22 protein-coding genes are annotated in these 20,942 nt (G+C 33.3%); 5 read left to right on the forward strand and 17 right to left on the reverse strand.

Features of this window, described 5'->3' with window-relative positions:
* Nucleotides 1-112: 112 nt before the first annotated feature.
* The 3 genes from PMOB_RS05400 to PMOB_RS10810 all read right to left on the reverse strand — a co-directional run bounded on the left by PMOB_RS05400 (nucleotide 113) and on the right by PMOB_RS10810 (nucleotide 3,404).
* Entirely contained in the window at nucleotides 113-1,777 is a 1,665-nt protein-coding gene (locus PMOB_RS05400) for an ABC transporter ATP-binding protein (protein WP_012208869.1), read from the reverse strand.
* Nucleotides 1,764-3,170: a radical SAM protein gene (locus PMOB_RS05405; RefSeq protein ID WP_012208870.1), complete on the reverse strand. Its 1,407-nt coding sequence runs from the start codon at nucleotides 3,168-3,170 to the stop codon at nucleotides 1,764-1,766. Before PMOB_RS05405 ends, PMOB_RS05400 begins: the two co-directional genes overlap by 14 nt.
* Before the next feature lie 90 nt (nucleotides 3,171-3,260).
* On the reverse strand, nucleotides 3,261-3,404 hold the full coding sequence (locus tag PMOB_RS10810) for a hypothetical protein (protein ID WP_012208871.1): 144 nt from the start codon (nucleotides 3,402-3,404) through the stop codon (nucleotides 3,261-3,263).
* Between the two features lie 93 nt (nucleotides 3,405-3,497).
* Between PMOB_RS10810 and PMOB_RS05410 the strand changes: the two genes are divergently transcribed.
* Nucleotides 3,498-4,760, forward strand: coding sequence for an IS110 family RNA-guided transposase (locus PMOB_RS05410; protein ID WP_012208365.1), 1,263 nt, complete (start codon nucleotides 3,498-3,500; stop codon nucleotides 4,758-4,760).
* Between the two features lie 110 nt (nucleotides 4,761-4,870).
* Here the strand turns inward: PMOB_RS05410 and PMOB_RS10575 are convergent, their stop codons facing one another.
* The 5 genes from PMOB_RS10575 to PMOB_RS10590 form a co-directional block, all read right to left on the reverse strand.
* On the reverse strand, nucleotides 4,871-5,011 hold the full coding sequence (locus tag PMOB_RS10575) for a hypothetical protein (RefSeq protein WP_155811061.1): 141 nt from the start codon (nucleotides 5,009-5,011) through the stop codon (nucleotides 4,871-4,873).
* 58 nt (nucleotides 5,012-5,069) lie between these two features.
* Nucleotides 5,070-5,210, reverse strand: a complete 141-nt coding sequence (locus PMOB_RS10580) for a hypothetical protein (RefSeq protein WP_155811062.1) — start codon at nucleotides 5,208-5,210, stop codon at nucleotides 5,070-5,072.
* 100 nt (nucleotides 5,211-5,310) lie between these two features.
* A complete protein-coding gene (locus PMOB_RS05415) occupies nucleotides 5,311-5,763 on the reverse strand; it encodes a hypothetical protein (RefSeq protein WP_012208872.1) in 453 nt (150 codons plus the stop codon).
* 60 nt (nucleotides 5,764-5,823) lie between these two features.
* Nucleotides 5,824-5,979: a hypothetical protein gene (locus PMOB_RS10585; protein ID WP_155811063.1), complete on the reverse strand. Its 156-nt coding sequence runs from the start codon at nucleotides 5,977-5,979 to the stop codon at nucleotides 5,824-5,826.
* Between the two features lie 104 nt (nucleotides 5,980-6,083).
* Nucleotides 6,084-6,227 (reverse strand): hypothetical protein, encoded by a 144-nt coding sequence (locus tag PMOB_RS10590; protein WP_155811064.1) that lies wholly within the window; start codon nucleotides 6,225-6,227, stop codon nucleotides 6,084-6,086.
* A gap of 366 nt (nucleotides 6,228-6,593) precedes the next feature.
* Between PMOB_RS10590 and PMOB_RS05420 the strand changes: the two genes are divergently transcribed.
* On the forward strand, nucleotides 6,594-8,318 hold the full coding sequence (locus PMOB_RS05420) for a hypothetical protein (RefSeq protein WP_012208873.1): 1,725 nt from the start codon (nucleotides 6,594-6,596) through the stop codon (nucleotides 8,316-8,318).
* Nucleotides 8,319-8,388: 70 nt separating this feature from the next.
* Here the strand turns inward: PMOB_RS05420 and PMOB_RS10915 are convergent, their stop codons facing one another.
* The 9 genes from PMOB_RS10915 to PMOB_RS10605 all read right to left on the reverse strand — a co-directional run bounded on the left by PMOB_RS10915 (nucleotide 8,389) and on the right by PMOB_RS10605 (nucleotide 17,337).
* Nucleotides 8,389-9,051 (reverse strand): ATP-binding cassette domain-containing protein, encoded by a 663-nt coding sequence (locus tag PMOB_RS10915; RefSeq protein ID WP_012208874.1) that lies wholly within the window; start codon nucleotides 9,049-9,051, stop codon nucleotides 8,389-8,391.
* A 2-nt stretch (nucleotides 9,052-9,053) separates the two neighbouring features.
* On the reverse strand, nucleotides 9,054-9,707 hold the full coding sequence (locus PMOB_RS10920) for an ABC transporter ATP-binding protein (protein ID WP_012208875.1): 654 nt from the start codon (nucleotides 9,705-9,707) through the stop codon (nucleotides 9,054-9,056).
* 662 nt (nucleotides 9,708-10,369) lie between these two features.
* Nucleotides 10,370-12,118 carry an ATP-binding cassette domain-containing protein gene (locus PMOB_RS05430; RefSeq protein WP_012208876.1) on the reverse strand — a complete coding sequence of 583 codons (1,749 nt, stop codon included), beginning with the start codon at nucleotides 12,116-12,118 and terminating at the stop codon, nucleotides 10,370-10,372.
* Between the two features lie 52 nt (nucleotides 12,119-12,170).
* Complete coding sequence (locus PMOB_RS05435) at nucleotides 12,171-13,112, reverse strand: IS110 family RNA-guided transposase (protein WP_331270672.1); 942 nt, start codon at nucleotides 13,110-13,112, stop codon at nucleotides 12,171-12,173.
* Between the two features lie 655 nt (nucleotides 13,113-13,767).
* Complete coding sequence (locus PMOB_RS10600; protein WP_155811065.1) at nucleotides 13,768-13,911, reverse strand: hypothetical protein; 144 nt, start codon at nucleotides 13,909-13,911, stop codon at nucleotides 13,768-13,770.
* Between the two features lie 637 nt (nucleotides 13,912-14,548).
* Nucleotides 14,549-15,235, reverse strand: coding sequence for an ISL3 family transposase (locus tag PMOB_RS05440; RefSeq protein WP_041534075.1), 687 nt, complete (start codon nucleotides 15,233-15,235; stop codon nucleotides 14,549-14,551).
* Complete coding sequence (locus PMOB_RS05445) at nucleotides 15,236-15,538, reverse strand: transposase (RefSeq protein WP_049755288.1); 303 nt, start codon at nucleotides 15,536-15,538, stop codon at nucleotides 15,236-15,238.
* Nucleotides 15,539-15,646: 108 nt separating this feature from the next.
* Nucleotides 15,647-17,014 carry a radical SAM/SPASM domain-containing protein gene (locus tag PMOB_RS05450; RefSeq protein ID WP_012208878.1) on the reverse strand — a complete coding sequence of 456 codons (1,368 nt, stop codon included), beginning with the start codon at nucleotides 17,012-17,014 and terminating at the stop codon, nucleotides 15,647-15,649.
* A 179-nt stretch (nucleotides 17,015-17,193) separates the two neighbouring features.
* The gene (locus tag PMOB_RS10605; RefSeq protein ID WP_155811066.1) at nucleotides 17,194-17,337 is read right to left on the reverse strand and encodes a hypothetical protein; all 144 of its coding nucleotides are present in this window, start codon (nucleotides 17,335-17,337) and stop codon (nucleotides 17,194-17,196) included.
* 365 nt (nucleotides 17,338-17,702) lie between these two features.
* Here PMOB_RS10605 and PMOB_RS05455 point away from each other — a divergent pair, with 365 nt between their 5' ends.
* The 3 genes from PMOB_RS05455 to iscB all read left to right on the forward strand — a co-directional run bounded on the left by PMOB_RS05455 (nucleotide 17,703) and on the right by iscB (nucleotide 20,899).
* Nucleotides 17,703-17,945, forward strand: coding sequence for a hypothetical protein (locus PMOB_RS05455; RefSeq protein ID WP_012208879.1), 243 nt, complete (start codon nucleotides 17,703-17,705; stop codon nucleotides 17,943-17,945).
* Nucleotides 17,946-18,068: 123 nt separating this feature from the next.
* The gene (locus PMOB_RS05460) at nucleotides 18,069-19,223 is read left to right on the forward strand and encodes a tetratricopeptide repeat protein (RefSeq protein WP_012208880.1); all 1,155 of its coding nucleotides are present in this window, start codon (nucleotides 18,069-18,071) and stop codon (nucleotides 19,221-19,223) included.
* Between the two features lie 365 nt (nucleotides 19,224-19,588).
* The gene (gene iscB, locus PMOB_RS05465) at nucleotides 19,589-20,899 is read left to right on the forward strand and encodes an RNA-guided endonuclease IscB (RefSeq protein WP_012208881.1); all 1,311 of its coding nucleotides are present in this window, start codon (nucleotides 19,589-19,591) and stop codon (nucleotides 20,897-20,899) included.
* Nucleotides 20,900-20,942 lie beyond the last annotated feature (43 nt).

A 20,942-nucleotide genomic window follows, 5' to 3' on the forward strand; every position in this document is an offset into this window, starting at 1 on the left:
AATTTTTGTTATCTTTAAATTATTTTATATTCTCTTTTCCTTCTTTTATTCCTATTATGATATAGTTTTTTGGAAGATTTTACTCTATTTTTTTTAAAATTAGAAATAAAAATCAATTTTTTAATTGTTCTTCTTTCGTTAGATCTATAATTTTGTTGCAAATATCATCAAAGTTATTTGAATGATCTATTATTAAACATATTTTATCGTTCAATTCTTCTTTGATGAATCTCTTTATCAACTCTCTTGTTTCACTATCTAGATGTGCGGTAGCTTCATCAAAAACATAAACGTCCGAATTAGCTTTTGCGATAGCTCGAGCTATTGCTATCTTTTGGATCTGTCCACCTGATAATTTTATCCCATTTTCCCCCACAGGTGTTTTGTCTTTCAAGGGTAGAGAATTCACAAATTCCTTTAAGCCCGATTTAAGTAAAACCTTTTGATATTGTTCCTCATCTAGTTCATCAACGATTTTTATATTTTCTGCTATCGAAGAGTTTAAGAGAAAAATTCTCTGCGATACGATTGAAAAAAGTTTTCTTAACGATTTTTTTGAGATCTTTTTCGAGTCTGTTCCATTGACCAATATCTTCCCATCATAGTTGTTATAAAACCCTAAAAGCAATCTTATTATCGTCGATTTACCGCTTCCATTTGGACCCTTTAAAAGTATTTTAGTACCTTTTTTGGCATTTAAATCAAAGTTTTCTATCACATAATCATTACCATCAGGATATTTAAAGCTTACATTTTTCATCTCTATCTCATTTATTTGGTTTAATTCTAATTCATCACCAGTTTCTTCCTCTTTTTGGTATTTGAAGAAAAAATTTCTAATTCTTTCCAAAGCAACGAAGGCTGGTTGAATAGTCAACATCGTTGTGTTCCAATTTAAAACAGGGGCATATAATTTCGAAAAATAACCTGCGAATGCCATATAGGTACCGATAGAGATATTTTCATTTAGAACTGCACTTCCTCCAACGTATAGCAAAAATACACTTGCAAGAGAAGAAAAAAGTGTCAATAACTCCGTTCCCCCTGACATCGAGATTCCCCTTTTTATCATCGTCTTTGCAAATTGTTCACTCGCTTGGTTTATCTCCTTTACCTGTTTTTCTTCTATGCCAAGTCTCTTTATTTCTTCTCCACCTAAAATCGCTTGTTGCAATTTCCCGCTGTACATTGCACCTTTTTCAAGAGAGGAATGAGTGAATTTTTTAAGAGATCTTCCAAAGATTTTTGTTACTATACCGAATACAGGAACCATTAAAAGTAGTAGAATAGTAAGCTTGAAGTTCATTGAAAACATAATAAAAAGAGCACCTACAAATTCAAAGATGCTTATGATCGTTCTTAGAGTATTCATGGAGAAAAAGGAACTCAAAGAGTCAACTTCTTTCATTCGGGCAAGGATATATCCACTTTCGTTGGTCGTAAAAAATTCTAATGGAAGATTCAAAATATTTTTGTTGAGATCTTTCTTCATATCAAGAAGCGTATGTTGATTTAAAAAAGTGAACAACACGGAAGAACTGTAGTTAAGTATACTTTGTAAAAGATAGGTACCAACAAGGATCAACACATATTTAATAAGAACATTCATGTTTCTTGCCATAATCCCTTCATCAAAAACGAGTTTTGTGAGATAGGGTGGTAAAAGAGCAACCAACGTGAGTGCAATCAACAGAATCATGCCTAAGATAAAAAGCCATATTCTCCTTTTTACGTATTTAAAAACAAAACTTAAAGTACCGAATTTATTTAAGGCCATCTTTATCTCCTCTATTTGGTACTTTTACCTTTAAAAATTCTACATACGAATCATTCATCCACTTGCATTTATCAATATCCATCAATCCATCTTCACCCGCTTTTCTAGCTCTTAAAATACAAGGCCAACAGAAATGGAGTAACACACAATCACCGCAAATTTCCCTATTGGGAGGAACAATTTTAGAATAGAAAAAAGTTTCTTCTTTGTGATCCTCAAAAAATTTCGTTGGGTTATCAGGATCGATTATTCCGATAACGTCTCTTTTTGGTTCTGACATAACACATGGTCTCACAGCAAAATCAGGACCAACGGTGAAGTTCTTCCAACCGGCTCCACAATTTTTTGAATGCTTCAATAGATCCCCAGATTCTTCTTGTACTATGGGTATAATTCCTTCGTATTTTTTTATTACTTTGTTCCCTTCTTCAAAAAGTTTTAGTGCATATTCCTCTTTCCATTCGATATTTTTCCCTTTTCCGAAAGGAAGTGATGCAGAAAAGGTGAAAAATCTTGCGCCTAAATTCACAGACAATTCTGCAGTTTTATCCAAATGATCGATATTTTCAGGTGTTACCACCATCGCTACTCTAACAAAGAAATTGTGGTTTACCAATTTTTTGATGTTTTTAACAGTAGATTCCCAAGCCCCTTTTTTGCCCCTAAATTTATCATGATATTCTGGATCGTAACTATCTAAGCTAACCCCCCATATTATTTTATCTGCATATGGTTCCAACTCTTCCGTTGAATTTTCTGGTAATTTAACTCCATTTGTTAGTACTCCAACCGTTATACCTCTTTCCAAGATATACTTTAAAATCTCTGTAAAATGCGGATGTAAAGTAGGCTCTCCACCAGTTATTTCAACCATAGATAGAGTTTCTTTATTCAATTTTTCAACCATTACTTTTAATTTTTCTGAATCGATAAAAGTACTTTTTCTTATATCTTCTCTTCTATAACAGTATTTACAATTTAAGTTGCATCCATCGGTTAGTTCTATTGACATATGTAAAGGTAGGAAAAAGTCTTTTGTTCCTCTTACATCTAAACCATCAACAGAAGGTTTATCGACCAAACTCACATGATTTCTTTCAATGGCTCTAAATAAAAATTGCCTAATTTTATCGTCATTTGAAAACATTTCAAATATTTCCTTGAGCGTTTTACTGCCGTTGCAAAGTTTAAACAATTCCACAGCATCGTGATTTATAAAAGAAGAGGCTTGTTTCAGAAACAAACCTTTTTCAATATTTTCTTTTCCATCTATTTGAATTATTCTATCTCTATTCTTCATATTATCTGATTTCACCTGTAAAACACCATATGTTGGGAATTCTAAAAGTTTGTAATGATTATTTAAAATTGCGTATTTATTGATATCATACACCTTTATTCACCCCTTTCTTTATATTTCATACAAAAATGAATCTCTTACAAGGAAGAGGGAAAATTCCTCTTCCCTGTAATAATAAATTACTTATCTTCCTTCTATGATATTTGATGATACAATATAAGCATAAACAACTATTTTCTTTAAAAAATGAGTGGGTAGTAGAACGCTTATTCTTTCTGAACTTTTAAGTTCGTTTAAAAGTTTGTTCGCTACCCACTTTCCGCCCATAAATCCGATACTTGATTGACCTTTCAAGGCCGTATTAGAAGGATGATTGCAAAAGGCGGATCCTCAAACAATACTAAAGCGAGGTGAAAAAATATGTATTTTGTAGGTATTGATATTTCTAAAAACTCTTTTCATTACTACATCTCCGATTCAGGTAGGACCAAAATCGATAGTGGTAAATTCAAACAGAATATGAGTGGTTTCACCACTTTCGACAAAATTCTTAAAAAGTTCAACAAAAGAGAGATTATAATTGGTATGGAATCCACTTCTATTTACCATCAACATTTGTTTTCTTATTTACTTAAACACGATTATGATGTCCATATCATTAATCCCCTTTTGTTGAAAGAATTCAGAAAAAGTGAAACTCTTCGCCATTCTAAAAACGACAACATTGATTCCAAGCTGATCTCCATTTGGCTGAAAGAAAAGTATCCAGACAACATCCCTTCTTCTAAGGAGATAGATAATTTCACTCAATACTCTCGCGAGATCATTAACCTTTCTGAGGAGATTTCAAGGGTTAAGAATGAAATCAAACGTTATGTCTACCTTTTGTTCCCTGAATTGGAATCTTTTCAATCTAATATCTTTATCAAGAGTTTAATGAATTTATTGTATAACTTCCCTTCTGCAAGGAAGATCGCTACAACCAACAAAAAACAGCTTATTGATGCGATGAAGATAGATAATCAATTGTATTTCGATGAAAATAAGTTGGACCAAATCATTGAACTTTCTAAAAATTCAATAGCAAGTGGCAACGATGCGCATGAGTTAGCTCTTCAAAAAAGAATAGAATTGTTGTTCAAACTTGAATCAGATCAAAAGCTCTTCAAAGAAAAATTGAAAGAAACTTTGAACAATTCATCAAACGATGTAATTAAAAACCAGGTAGAATTAATACAATCTCTTGATGGTTTCAATGAAACAGCTTTAAATATTGTAGCAGAAACAGGAGATATTAACCGATTCTATTCTGCTTCTGCCCTGGTGGCTTTCGTTGGCATCGATCCTCGTACAGAGGAATCAGGTCAAATGAAAAAAGGCTGGTTCATCAATAGAAAAGGTAACAGATACCTAAGAAAAGCTGTTTACATCGCTGCCATCGTTGCTATTCAAAACAATGAATACTTCAAGAATTATTACATGAAACTACGTACTCGAGGTAAATCACATACTGTTGCTGTGTTAGCCGTAGCGGGAAAATTGTTGAGAATAATATATTCACTGGTAAAGAGTGGGAAAAAATATGATTCTGACTATCATTACAAATTACAAAATCAAGAACTGAGAGCTCATGGCAATTATACAGCAAAAAAATTAAAAAGGAAAAGAGAAATAGTAACCTGAATAAACAACAACTGCTACTTTCAACCTAGAAGTATGACTGAATGAGGATTTTTTAAATAGAAAATATTTAAAATTTTTTTAATTAAATAGGGGACTATCATACTTGACTTTTAACCAACGTATACCATAGTAGCTAAACCAATGAGCATAAGTGCAGACCAATCTGCATCTGTCCCTAAACAACCACCACAAATAAAACATCCAGCACATTCAACCCCCTCAATGGTGTATTCAGGATTTAGATTATTCATATTTTCATTCACCTCCTTTTCTGATAATCGTAATGAATTTGCTTTTACGTGAAATCATTCATTCAACGTCTGCAATTCCGATTATGCCAAAAGCTCCAAAACCCGAAAGACTTGGAAAAAAACATGCAATGCACCCAAGACAAGAATAACAAACTTCCGACTCTGGAGAAGTATAATCTGGATTTAATGTGGTTTCCATTTTTTCACCTCCTTCTCTTTCGCTTTCTCCCTTTTCTTAATAGAAAAAACCTAAAAACCTTATAAACAATTATCCGAACAGTAGAAATTAACAATCTGAATTAAAATTTAGAACCAAATCCAAATCCCCCTCTATAATCGACATTCCATTCAGGATAAAAAATGAAACCCGGCGCTACTTCTATAAAGAAAAATATCGTTTCTTCAGGTGAGTCCTGGTTGTAAGTTAAAGGGAGATACATGCCCCAATTAATTGAATTTTCTTCGGCTTCAAATTTAAGGGAAGCTCCATAACTAAAAAAACGACCCTTATTGCTATCAGAAGCATAAACTGGAGTAGTGAATTCTAAATCTCCGTCAATTCGTAAATAATCAGAATTTGTCCAAGTAAGAGTAAATCCTATAAAACTGGATTCTCCAATATAGCTTCTCATATAAACTCCCGCTGGTTTTTCAGTTACTTTTCCAATTTTTATTCCCAATCCAAAATCATTAGAAAATACAATCAACGATAAAACGCTAAAAAAGATGATCAAAATAACCTCTTTTTTCATTTTTATTTCCCCCTCGTATAATATGTATGGATATGAAACTTAAAAAATGGTACTAAAAATCTATTTTTTGCTCTTTTTCATTATTTCTTTTGCAAAGAGATGCCCTAATGCTAAAATAGTACCAGGATGATTAGCGAGGGAAGATTCCTCGCCTCCTCCTATTTTATTTTTTTCTACTTTCCCTGCAGGGTTGCTTCTTGCCGGCAAATAATTCATAACCTCACATTCTTTTCCTTTGAAAAATTATCTAGTTACTTTCTTAAGTCTTCTAAGCTTTTTCAAGCGTTGTTTTTTGTAAAGTAAAAGTCCCAACCAAGCATTTACTCTACTTCTTCCACAACACTTACAATCTCTGTTGGTTTTAAACCAGATGTGCCATTTTCTCCCCCATCATCCCCTCCAAAAACAAATATACTCCCTAACACCAGAACAGTGATCAACAAAGCAACAATAAATTTCTTCATCCTCTTTCACCCCCTTGAATTATTCTTTTAATTTAAAACTAATATCTCAAATAATCCAACCTCTTATTTTAATCATACGCTTTTCCATATGATTTTCAAGTGTTTTTTTAATTGGCTTCAAATATGTATTGATAAAGTATTACAGAGATTGGTAAAAAAAACTTATGTTAAAATTAATTACGATGGTTTTTATCTGATATAATACCTTTGTCTTTCTTTTGGTTATTATAAGCGAATTATGATATAATAAACTTTAGAATAATATATAGAAGCTTCAAGAGTTGTTAACATACCAAAGAAAAGGTTTTTGAAGTAAATTTTATTTTATATTTTTGTTGCTATCAGGTAAAGGAAAAGGGTGGAGAAATGAACATTAAAGTATTGATTGAAATTGTGAATAAAGGACAGTTCATAAGGCCAATTTTGAATTATGTTGCTCATTACTTAGAAAGTGATAGACCAGATAAAAATAAAAACATCGTTAATTACATAAACGTTTTGAAATTAAAATGGGATGTTAAATACGATGAAGCCCTTGAGATAATAGATGAAGAGTTACAGAGGTTGAAGAAAGGTGGCTTGTACTACCTTTTCTTGGATCAAAAAGTTCATATATTGAATAGAATTAAACAGAAAGAGGGAGTTAAAAAAGTATTTGATGAACTAAAGGATAATTTTGATAATATACCTGTTTATGTCAGAGGACTTGTTGTAGAAACTTTAAGAAACATACATGAATTGTATTATGAACCAGATGAAAGTATGGAAAAGATAAGATATTGGAGTGAGAATTACGAACAGAACCCTGTTGATAAAGGCTTCATATTGCTATCAAAAGCAAGAGAAAAAAAGAACGAAGAAAGATACGAAGAAGCGGTTTCTTTAAACATCGAAGCATTTAAGATTTTAAAAACCGTTCCACATCCTTCTGGTATGGTGCAAGCTTTAAATAATATATCTTGGTGGTTGAAAAATACAAAAAAAGAAAAGGCTTTAGTTTTTATTTTTCCATTGGGTTTCTATCTTGGTTACTATTTCGATGATGATAATTTAAAAGTTTTCAATTCCCTTGATACTATGTTTCAAGTACAGAAGAATAATAACGATCCTTTGGTTTATGAAACCGCCTTTATTTTTTCGAGGTGTTTGTCTCAACTAAATAAAGTGGAAAGTGAACCGATAAAAAATACTTTTAAAGATATCATTAACCAATTAAAGTGCTTTGTATTCAATTTGGATAACAACCAACACAGAAGTACACCAAAACTGAGAGATTTCATAAGGAAAGAGATAGGGAAAGAAAAGATACCCATAGATTCAATAAACATTTCTGAAAGTGCGTTGAAAGAGTTTTTATTTGAAGAGACACAGTACATTCAACCAAGTACCTTGAGAAACATAATAGATGCTCTTGAGTTTGAAATCACCACATCCACACCTATATGTATAATCAAAGAATTGAAAAAGAAGGATATAGATAAAAAATTTGAGATAAACCTTGAAAAGTTTAAAAACCTTCCAAAAGAAAGACAAATATCAGAACTCTTTACATCTTACCTCGCTCATTACTACAAAGAAGAGATCGATCTAAAAAAGATAATTAAAGAGATAGAAGATGACAGTTTAACTGAAGAAAGATGTGATTACTACACGAAAGAGTTAATAAACTCTATCTTTGAAAGAAATCCAAAGATAGATTTTAATTCTTTACTAACAAACGTTCAAAAACCAAAAATCTACACAAACAAAAATATAACCTTCAACGAACATCCTTTTTATTTGGGAAGGAAAGAAGTTGTAAAAAGGTTTATGAAAGACTTAAATAAAAAGAATTTAAAAGAGTTCATAGAAAATTACATTGATCTTGATACAAGACAAAAAAAGACAGTAGAAAAGTTCATAATGAATTACGGTAGGTACTATGATTTAAAGGTAAAGGATATCCCCAAAGAATTCACACCGAAAGTACCAAAAGAGATTGATCCATTAGTGAAAAAATACACGTTGAAAAGAAAACCTTCTACCATTTCTTTTTATGTTTTTGAAGGGGATGAAAGAGAAAAGTTTGTGGAAATTATTGGCAAATTTTAATTGAAAAACGCCCATGTTGGGCGTCTTTTCAGAAATTAGGTTCTCCCGAAAATAATAGCTAATTAGTCTTTCATACAACCAACTGACTTTCTATTATTTCTTTGTAAAGGGGAGAATTTTTTAGTAACTCTTCATGTACTCCTTCTCCCATTATCTCTCCATCTTTTAATAGTATCACTTTGTCAGCTTTTCTTATCGTCGATAGTCTGTGGGATATTATAATCAAAGTCATCTCGTACTCTTTCAATTCATCGAATATTTCTTCTTCTGTCTGTGAATCTACACCAGACGTTGCTTCATCCAGTATCAATACCTTTGGTTCCCTTATCAATGCTCTTGCTATCGCTACTCTCTGCCTTTGCCCATCTGATAACTTACTTCCCCTTTCTCCTACTACAGTATCGTATCCTTCATCTAAAAGCCCTATGAATTTATCTACCTTCGCTTTTTTTACCGCCTTCATGAATTCTTCTTCAGTGAATTCATCATCCAACATTATGTTTTCTTTGACCGTCATGTTGAATAAGGGTTCGTTACCTCTGACTAACTTTATCTTTTCTCTGATTTCTTGTAATTTGTAATCTATTATGTTTTTATTCCCTAATAGTATTTTACCGTTTGTGGGATCATATAATCTCACAAGAAGACTCACCATCGTACTTTTGCCGGATCCACTCGTTCCTACCAACGCTACCTTTTCGTTTTTGTCAATGGAGAGATTTATGTTTTTCAAAACTATCTCGTTTCTATAATATTGATCCCTTCAATCTTTTCTCTCAGACTTTCCATGACCTTGCTGTATTCTTTTCTTTCCTTCTTTGAAGCATCTAATAATCTTTTATTGAAATGGTTTAATATCCAGTAATATAACGGTATCGTTGCAATAACTAACAAAGTAAGCTGCCAACTAAAAGTTGATAAAACAATTAAAATAATGAAAACATCTATGATGTTTAATATTATCACGGGTTTTGTTAGTACGAGAAAGTTGGCTATTTCAGCTATATCAGATGTGATTCTGGCAAGGAAATCTCCAATTTGGCTGTCTGAGGAGTAAGCAGAAGGAATCTTTTGAACTTTTTCATATAAAGTCAATTGTTCATTCTTTATCACATCTGCTTCACTTGCACTTGCATAATAATTTTCAAAAAAGCCCAAAACCACTTGGCCTACTACCACAGTTAAATACGCCAACATGGAAGGTAAGAGAAGAGAAAACTTGTTTTGAAATATAACTTCATCGATCATGTATCTCAAGATATAGGGATTGGCTATGAAAAAAAACGTAAGTGGAATTGAAAAAAGATAAAGATTAAGATGAACCTTTTTGTACTTTTTTGAATATTCGAAAAATCTTTTAACGTTAGAAGAAATTATTTTTGATTTCACTGGATAAATCTCCTCCTTTTTATAAGTTATTAATAGTGTCTTCAGAAAGTCTAAAACATGGATTTTCACTAACTTTTAATACCTTTAATATTAAAGATTCAAAGTTCTATCACGAAAATAGTGGGTAATTAAGCTAAAGTTAAATTAAGTTTATCAACGGCAATAAAGGAAAATAGAAAATATTTACTTAAGAATGTTCTTGTAATCGAATGTCTTTTTAAACTCAAGTACTAATCCCTCGGCTTGAACTGTGCCAAACGCTAACTCTTCTCAATTGTACTTCGATTTCGCCTACTCTGATTATATGAAAGAACATTCTGAATTTAAATATCTTTTAACTTAAAACCTTTGTCAATACCCAGTATTTGTGCTATAATTTTGTTGCTCATGATATCACTCCTCTCTCTCTTTTTATTTTTTTGTTTTTTGTTCTATGAGGAGTGATATCTTTTTTTACCCCTTTTGTCAAGTACCTAATCAACCATTTTTATTATACAGCCCCGTCCACATTAGATAATATTAAATGTCCGTGAAAAAGATTGGTTAGACCAGAGACATAAATACATTCCAACCAATTCCTTATTTGAATGACAATTAATTATAGTCTAGTACGCAAGTTCCTAATTTTTCTACCTTCACTTTTTGAAAGAGATCCAAATGATTTATCCCATCTTCTTTCGTCCGATCTCGTTAGCACTTGATAGATAGCTTTCAATTATTCCTTTGAAAGTATCATCTCCAGACATAAGCTCACTAAAACTACCTGTTGCTGCAACCGTTCCATTTTTTAACACAAATACCCTATTTGCAAGACTAATAACATTTGGTTTATGGGAAATAATAATCCCAGAACGTGTGGATAAATAATCTTCAAGTTTTTCAAGTAAAATACTTTCGTTTATGGTATCTAGATTAGTAAGTGGTTCGTCAACCACCACTACATCTTTTTCAGCGTAAAATAACCTTGCAAGTTGTATCCGTTGTTTTTCACCGCCCGAAACAAAACTACCTCCTTCTCCTAAAAGTCTTCCTTTTAAATGATCCAATTTAAGATCATCGATTACTTTTTCCAATCGTTCCTCGTCTAACTTTCTTCCCATAACGATATTGCTTTCAAGCGTTTCATTGAAAATTCCAACAGTTTGAGAGTAATATCCAACATATTTGAACACTGCCAGGGGGTAGGTCCCTTTTAATTCATTACCTAGGAGTTTTACTTCTCCTTCATAGTTTTGCTCTAATCCAAGTAGTATATTGAGTAAAGTGGATTTTCCTTCTCCTGATAAACCTACAATAGCAATTGTTTCCCCATGCTGAACGTTTAAGGAAATTTTTTTTAGAAACGGTTTATCAGGTTCAAAACCAAAACTGACATCTTTCAGACTATATACGGGAGCCTTTGGAACCGGAAATATTTCATGCTTCGTGTAATTCTTTTGTGCATGTTCTGCTTCGTCGAAATAATTAAGGATGGTATCAAGATTTGCAGAAACACGTACTGCAATTCGGGCCAATTCCCTAAATAGGTATAAAGGTTCCGTCACAAAGGAAAAATATGTCCACAATGCCCATATTGTTCCAACGGTCATACGTCCATTAATTACTAAAAAACTTCCATATACCAAGATTATTAGACGAGAAAAATAATCTGGCAGATCAACCATCAATTTATCAAACCTTGATCTTGGTATTTCTGCTTCCACCACTGAGTCTGTAATCTTTTGGTATATTCTTTCATATTCATTTTCACGTTTTGATTTTGCTTCTCCAGCAAAAATTTCATGGAGATTTTCGAAAGTTTCAACTATGAAATTCGTTGCTTGTCTCATTAATTCATACCCTCGGGAGTAAGGGCGATGGCTTACTCGATCAATAATATTTGTGTATAGACCTACAATTGCCACATTCACCACATACAAGAAGAAAAAGAATTTACTCCAAGCGAAAACCATTACCAAAATTAGTACCATTCGTATAAGCACAAAAATGTTGCGAATAAAACCATAATCAAGAACGACAAAAGCTTCGTTAAGTTGATTATTAATCAAAGAGGCATAGTATGCCGAACCTTGTTGCTTAAGTTTTTTCCAAGGGAAAAAGAAAGAGAGTTTGAAAATACGATTTGATAGATCCGCGGCAGCTTTGAATTTTTCACGTAAATAAATTTGATCGCCAATGTAGGTTAAGATAAACGAGGTAGTGTATAAGATAGCTAAAAGATAAATGGAGTTCCATTCCATTTGCATATTTATAGTTAACCCGTCTATGATGTTTCTTACCAGCAATGGAATGAAAAAACCGAATACAACTGATGATGTTGCAAGAAAGCCACCAATCAATATGGGTATAAGCCTTCGTTTCCCAATCAAAGAATAAAAAGATATTATCTTACGCAAGTTTGTTAAATTCATTTCTCCTCCTATGATGAAAATCAAGATTTTAGTAAAGAATCTATCCTATTTTTTATGCTAATATGAAATTATTAAAATCCTCAAAGACCCAATCGTTTTTTAAGGTCTCATAAATTATGCTTAACATCTTACGTGCGGTAGCGATTATTGCTTTACCGCTACCTTTCTTATGTTTCAACCGCTCGTAAAAACCTCTTATATATGGACTATATCTTATCGCTATCAGCGCTACTTGTACCAGGGTAGTACGTAATATCTTATCGCCTCGTTTGGTTATTCGTCCATGTCTTATACTTTCATTTGAATCATATACACGGGGTACCAGTTCAGCATAAGCACATAATTTCTTAGAATTATCAAAATCATTAATGTCACCAATATTGCTCAGAATTATTGTTGAACTTAGTTTACCTATCCGTGTTATACTCCGCAGATTTTTCTGGCCTTTCAATCCTTCTCCGTTTCCTTTTATTTTCTCTTCTATCTTCTTTATACCCTCATTTAACGACTTTATCTGGTCAACAATTACCCCTATCTCAAACCGGCTTGTTTCACTCACTGCCGCATTTCTAACTTCTTCTAACGCCTTCTCACTAGAAAACATTTCCCGGCGAGTCGTTATTCCATATTCCATTAATATCCCATGTATCTTATTTTTTAAGGTACTGCGTAGCTTTACTAGTTTGTTTCTTGTCTGAATTAAACTCTTTAACTCCCTATTCTCTTTACTCATTACTCTTACCTCTGGCAATAACCCTTTGCTTAAATACTCCGCTATTATTTCCGCATCATGTCGGTCAGTCTTTTTCACACTCTCACTTATTACCTTGAACTGCGACGAATTTATTACTCGAACTTTCTTTACCTGGCTAACTATACTGTTGTAGAAAAATCTGCTGTTACCCGTTGCTTCTACTGCCACTTCTGTCTCTTTGTCTAAATTCTTTTTGAACTCTTCTATTCCTTTTTTCGTCATCGGATATTTTTTGAATATTCCTTTACCTTCTTATGTCTTCCAGTACACACTAAACTGATTCTTGTGTAAATCTACCCCTACATACTTCATCCCTTTTACCTCCTATTTTTTTCGGAGTAGATTCTTTACTGGTGACTCACCATCCTCCTATTCAGGGTCTTTGCCCTATGGTGACCATTCGGTAATAGGTCTGATTAATCTCTTTTACGGGATCTTTATCCCGGTCAAGAATCCAACCTACTACCTATCCACTCCGGATATTATATTTTATTATATTTTACCTTATTTATCCGGAGTTATTGTCACCTCTTGATTTTTATCATATCATCTCCTTTATAAATGGAAATCATGTTTAAATCGAGTAGGAGGTAGATAATTAATTTATCTGCCGTCCTTCCGCACCACCGTACGTACCATTCTGTATACGGCGGTTCAACAGGTTTGATGTATAAGACCCTTCACATCGTTTCTCCCTCTTTCAGATGTAGAAGTTATACTAGGCGCTTGGTACATTATTTTCGGGCTCTCCCTTATCTTCATGTAGGAAACCTTCTAGTCGAAGTTGTATGCCTTTTCCGTATCCCTTCGCATCTTTCAAGATTCGAAACCTTCTGTTGTTCAGTCCTTCCTCATCTCTCAATGAGTACTATGACTTCTGCTGACTTCTCAAGATTCAGCCATACATTGCTGTATGGGTTGCCTCAATAGCATATTCTTGAGATCTCCCCAGGTAAGTGCAATAACTTTCATCCCATCTATCCGCCAGATCTACTCCGTGAAGTTCAGGGTAGCTGTTGGACTTCGTTTTGAGTGGCAAACTCGTCCACTTCACTTAGCCTTATATCTGGTTCTTGTTCATCGGACCGGGACTTTGCCTTGGGCTTCCTTCAGATTCCACCTCACGATGGACACCCTTGCCTTCGACTAGTGGTTCCCGCTACCTGGCCCACAACGGACTTTCACCGCTTAGCTATTGCACATGCTGGGCGCACAAGGAAAAGAGGGGAGTCTTCCCCTCCTGAAACTTTATGATCATGGAAAAAATGCGGAATTACCACCGCCTCCGCCTTTACAACAAAATCCTGCTAAGCAGCATAGACCGGCGAAGTGAAAGCATTCCCACTCGAAAATACTTAGATCCTCTTCAATATGCACTCCCTTTCGGAGAACTTCCATGCTAATCACCTCCTTTCCATAATATGCTTAGTTACTGTCTTTAGAATTTCTAAAGCTTGTTTTAAATCAAATCTCGAGCATTCGAAAGTTCTTAAAATACACCCACCAACGTAATACACCTGATTTTCCCTAGTTCTCCTTCGGCTAGCAGCCTACTTCAATGGTAGAGATAGTTCTCTCCTATATACCCCTTCAAAACTTATTATTAGAAATTAATTACTTCTCAAGTCTTTAAACATATATAAAAAAGATGGTTCTATCACGAAAATAGTGGGTAATTAAGCTGGAGTTAAATTAAGTTTACCAAGGGCAATAAAGATAGTGATTTTTAAATTCTTTAATGTTTTAAACCCAAAAGCCCTTTTAGTAAATCCTCTAAGTTTAGAGTTCATACCTTCTATTTTACCGTTTGAGATATTCGTTTTCATGTGCAACAAGATACCTTCTATGTGATTTAAAAGAGTCTTAGCAGCTTTAATCATTTCGGGTATATTTGATTTCATTACCTTTTCATACCATCGATTAAAATACTTAGCTGCATAAGAAGGTTTTTTGTAATCGAACATCTTTTTAAACTCAAGTACCAATCCGTAGGCTTGAACTGTGTCAAGATGTTGATATTCCATCAATTCATCGAGTTTAACTTTATCTTTCTTGGTAAGGTTGTTAGGATTTTTTAATAGCAAGTATTTCGTCCTTTTGAGTATCTCATGGTACCCTTTATTCTCTCTGGCTCTTACTTTATCAAGTTGGACACTTAATACATTAAGCACATGGAATTTGTCAAATATTATCTTTGCTTTGGGGAAATGTTTCCTTGCTCCAACTTTGAAAGGTACCGACATATCCTTTGAAAAGTAAAAGTCTAATATTCTCCACAACCTATTTTGGGTTATATTATACTTTTTAGCTATCTCAGCAACCGTCATGTGATTGTACAACTCGAGGATAAACGCTTCAAACAATCAGGTGAATCCAGAGTTTTTTCGAGCCCAAGGAACCTCTACAGTCTTTGTCCCATCATCTGTTTTTATCCTAGCTACCCTCGCATGTATGTATGTTTCATATTGGAATAGGTTTAAGTGTTTCTGGCTTCTTTGAACCGTATCGTACGCACTGTAATATTTACCGTTGTATTCAAACTTTGCATCTTTTTTGAAATCCACATATATGTTGATTGTATTTCCTTGTTGCTCTATCTTTTTTATGAACCATGGCTCTGTTATATTCAGTATCTGTTCAAAGAATTTGGGTAGCTCTTTTCTCATCTGGTATCATCTTATGTATTTTGTGTTCTCCTATATAGTACCTGATTGTTTAATCATTTGTTCATATTACTTTTTTTCTACCCACACTTTTTGGAAGAGAACTTTTTTTCAATTTAAAAGCTTAGCGTACTCATGCATAGAAAAAATAATATCATCTTCTGTAAGAAAACAGGCTGTTTTGTTTGGAGAGGCCATTCTTGTTCGACGACACCCTCCCATGCAGATAGGAAGGAGTCTGCAACTTAAACACGGATTATCTCTACTGTAAAATAGGGACTTTTTCCATTGTGAAAAATTTTGATTGTAAATAGTCTCACCACTAGAAGCCAGATACCCTATGCTGTGTTCTTTGCTACCGACATACGTATCACACGGGAAAAGTAAACCATCGGCTCCTATTATGTAACTATATCTTCGTTCTGATTCGCACCAACAGGGAGTGGGCATTGGTAATAGTTCAAGCATTTTTCCATAAGGAGAGAGAAGATCTGCCTCAGGTCTGAGAGACTTTAATTCTTTGAACATCTCTAGAGCTAAAGATAACTGTTGTCGTATACCATCTTTGTAACTTAAAATATCTTCTGATAAGCTATGAATATCATTTCTAGTGGTTTCAAAATTATACACTGGACGAAAATACATGATAAATCGATGGTCGTTTCCAAAGTCTTTCACAAATCTTCGAGCCAAATTTTGAACGGATTGAAGCGTACTTCTTAGGAAATTAACTCTTATTGCAAGATTGAATTTTAATTCTTGAGAGATATTGTGAATGCTTTTCAGATTATTATAAATTCTTTGGAAAGTAGGGCCTCCGTTTTTGAGTACACGAAGTTTATCATGAGTTGATTTTTCTCCATCGAGAGTTACTTGAAAATCATTAATTCCAGCATGGACCAATTGTTTAAATATATTTGAATCTAGAAAATAACCATTTGTTACAATTGATCCACTAATATTAATTGGGAATTTTTCACAAAGTTCTTTTACCCTTTTATGGAAATTCAAAATTGCATTGGTTGCCAGGAGAGGTTCACCACCGAACCACAAAATCTTTAGAAATGTTTTATTCCCTTGTTTATAATTTTCTAAAGCCATCCGTTCCACTAATCGCAATACAGCATCATATACCTCCGTCTTCATCAGTTTATTCCGCTTTCGATACTGAAAACAATAAGGACAAGCAAAATTACACGCTTCAGCCGGAAGTAAGGTTAAACTAATTAAAGACGAATCATTAATATGTTTGTTGTGCCATTCTTGTATTTCAACTATTTCATCCTTTTCTTCAGGAATTAAAAAGCCCTCTGTTTTCAACATCATTATGACATCGCTTGGTAAGTTTTCTTTTGGGTTATTCAAACTTTGTAAAATATTTTCCTTCACCGCTGCAACTGCCCCTGTTTTGGTGTTGTACAAAAGAAGTTTTCCATCTTTTATAGGAATTTTGAAATTATAATTACTTTCTCTTATCATTTAATTCTTCACTCCTTCCATTTTGTTATTGTTGATAATATCTCTACTACACTACTTAGTAGCAAAAAATCTTAAATTTTTTCTCTTTCCTTCAAAAACTTATCTAGATAATTTCTTAAATCTTTTAAGCTTTTTAAAAGCGTTGTTTTTTGTAGAGAGTAAATGACCCAAACAAGCATTTACTCTACTTCTTCCACAACATTTACAATCTCTGTGGGTTCTAAACCACTTGTCTTATCTATTCCATCATCATCTCCTCCAAAAACAAATATACCCCCTAACACCAGAACAGTGATTAACAAAACAACAAAAAATTTCTTCATCCTTCCTCACCCCCTTAGACTATTCTTTTAATTTAAAACTAATATCTCAAATAATCCCATCCCTCATTTTAATCATACGCTTTTCCATATGATTTTCAAGTGTTTTTTAAGTGGGTTCAAATATGTATTTATAAAGCATTGCAGAGATCGGTCAAAAAACTAACGTTAAAATTATTTACGATGATTTTTATCGGATATAATGCATTTGTCTTTCTTTTAGTTATTATAAGAGAGTTATGATATAATGAACTTTAGAATAAAATATAGAAGCTTCAAGTGTTATTAACATTCCAAAGGAAGGGTTTTTGAAGTAAATTTTATTTTATATTTTTGTTGCTATTGGGGAAAGGAAAGAGGGTTGAGAAATGAACATTAAACTACTGGATAAAATTGTGAGTAAAGGACAGTTCATAAGACCTATTTTGAATTATGTTGTCCATTATTTAGAAAGTGATAGATCAGATAAAAATAAAAACATCATCAATTACATAAACGTTTTAAAATTAAAATGGGATGTTAAATACGATGAAGCCCTTGAGATAATAGATGAAGCCTCCGCTCCCTATTGCGCATGTATGATCTATCCAATCTTTTTTACGGACATGTAATATTATCTAATGCGTTCGCTTTCTTAAGAAGTGGCTTTATGATATAATTATTACTACAAAAATGTATTGATGAAAATTTTTCAAAAAGCTTTTAAAACTATTTGACATTGTAGGAGGAACGTTTTGAGACAAAAATTATTTGTGTTGCTTTTTTTTATTATTTTTACGTTATCGACCTTTGCCACAGTTTTTGATGATTTTGTTTACTACGTAGATCTTCAAACAATGTATGAATCAGATGATCCATATTTAAAGATCCTTGGAGGCTTGTTGAAACGATGGGAAACGGGATTATCGATGTATGTAGATAATTTGCAACTTTCAAATCTAGTGCTGTTTCCTGATGATGAGACAACCCTAAAGATATTAAAAGAGTCAGACCCTTATTTTTACCTTGAACCTACCGAATTGTTTGAAGAAGCCCTAAGAGAATACCCTGATTCAATAATAATAAATTCTATGTATCTTTTTTTCAACTTCCAATATTGGCAAAATTCTTTGGACCCATCTGTAGCGAAAGAAATCTTTGAATATTCTGAAAAAATCGAAAGGCTTGTGGGAGGGAAAACTCCCTATACTGTTTATTACCAAGGACAAATCTTATCAAAATCTAAAATATATAATGATCCTCAAAAAGCTTATAATGACTTAAAAGAAATCTATCTCACTTACAATTATGATAAAAAAATAATTGAATCATTGGTAGAAATAAGTTTTCAAACAAATAACTACGAAATTATAAAAGACCTTTATAATAGTTATATGGATTTAAAAGGGCAAAATGCTCAAACTTTACTGTACTTTTCAAAAATTTTTTACAACATGGGAGAAACGGAAAAATCTAAGGAAATAGCCCTTTCTTTAATTCCAGTTTCAAAGGACTCATCAATTCTATCTGAAACATACGAATTTTTAGGTGACATAGAAAACAATTACGGAAAACAGATAGAATATTATCAAAAAGCTTTAACCCACGACAAGGAAAATGGAAGAATAATGTCTAAATTGGGATTAACCTACTATCATTGGGATAAAAAAGAATATGGCCAATTAGCTAGATACTTTCTCAATGGTGCTCAAAGTCGTAACTATGTCACCGAAGAAATGGAAAAAGCTCTAAAAGAATTGAGATCGAGAGTTGTATTCGAAATTTTCCTTAAATATTTATTACCCTTGCTGTTAGGAGTAGCTTTTGCATTATGGTTGCTATATTATTTGGATAAAAAAAGGAAGATCAAGGAGCACAATCGGATATTTAAAGAGCAGAATAATAAATAGGGAAGCTAATAAGTACAATACAGGAGGAATTATTTTGGAATTAGGCGAAAAATTTGAAGAGCTTATGAAAGTGGTCAACTACCCACCGTCTAAAGACGGGGGCTTGCAAAAGCCTTAGTTGACTACCCTCAGCCGATTGAAGAAACGGGCTTCCGCCTCTTAAGGAAGAAGAAACGGGCTCACGCCTCTAAAGGAAGATCATCGGGCTACGTTATATAGGTCATAACACCTTCGGATGTTTCTCCTAGTCTGTCGCTCTGTTGTTTAGCTTTAAACAATCCTGAGGGGTAGGGATAGTGAGCTAAACGTAAAAAGCCTATATAACATTGGGGAAGGAGAATAACTCCATTAAGGAGATGCACTTTATGTTAGTGTACGTTTTAAACAAATACGGGAAACCTCTTATGCCTTGTAAACCTTCAAAGGCAAGAAAACTACTTAAAGAGGGAAAAGCCAAGGTTGTTAGAAAAGAACCTTTTACTATTCAATTACTCTATGGTAGTAGTGGTTATAAACAACCTATTACTTTAGGAGTAGACGCAGGAAGTAAAAGTATAGGGTTGTCTGCTACTACTGAAAATAAGGAACTTTTTGCAGCAGAAGTTGAAATAAGAGATGATATACCTAAACTTATATCTCAGAAACGACAGTATCGTAAAGGTAGACGTTTCAGAAAAACAAGGTATAGGAAACCACGCTTTTTAAACCGTGTCCACAGTAGAAAAAAACAGAAACAGGCTGACGCCACACAGCCTTACGGCAGACAAGGGAACTGGCTTGCACCGTCAGTAGAACATAAAATAAAGTCGCACATTAAACTGATCGATCTAGTTCATAGCATACTTCCTATTACAACGATTGTAGTAGAAGTTGCAAGTTTCGATATACAAAAGATTAAGAATCCTAACATTGAAGGCAAACAATACCAACAAGGTGAACAATTAGATTTTTGGAATGTAAGAGAATATGTTCTTTGGAGAGATAATTATACCTGTCAACGCTGCAAAGATAAGTCCAAAGATAAGAGGCTCAATGTTCACCACATCGAAAGTAGACAAATAGGTGGGAACGCACCTAGTAATTTAATTACATTGTGTGAAACATGTCATAAGGATTACCACGATGGAAAAATTAAATTGGATTTTAAAAGAGGACAAAAATTTAAAGATGCTACCTCTATGAATATTATGAGATGGACATTATACAATAGATTGAAAGATTTGTATTCTAACGTTCATCTAACTTATGGATATATCACTAAAAATACAAGGATACAAAATAGTTTAACTAAAACACATAGAATAGACGCCTTATGTATTAGTGGTCATCCTCAAGCAAAACAATTAGATTACTATTATCACATTAAAGAAGTTCGACGACACAATAGACAAATACACAAAGCTAAAATTCTAAAGGGAGGAATAAGAAAACTAAACCAAGCACCTTATCTAGTACATGGTTTTAGATTGTTTGATAAAGTAAAATACAAGGGTATTGAATGTTTCATATTTGGAAGACGTTCAACTGGATATTTTGATATAAGAAAACTTGATGGTACAGTAATTCATAGAAGTGCAAAAAGCAAAGATTTAATCTTGGTAAGTAAAGCTAAAACTCTATTATGGGAAAGGAGGGAAAATTCTGCATTCCTCTCACCACTTCCTTATCTGCCGTAAGGCTGTTCTCTGGTGAGTCTCCTGCAGATATTTTTCATGAAAA

Origin of the sequence: Petrotoga mobilis SJ95 (assembly GCF_000018605.1) — a bacterium.
Taxonomy (GTDB): Bacteria; Thermotogota; Thermotogae; order Petrotogales; family Petrotogaceae; genus Petrotoga; species Petrotoga mobilis.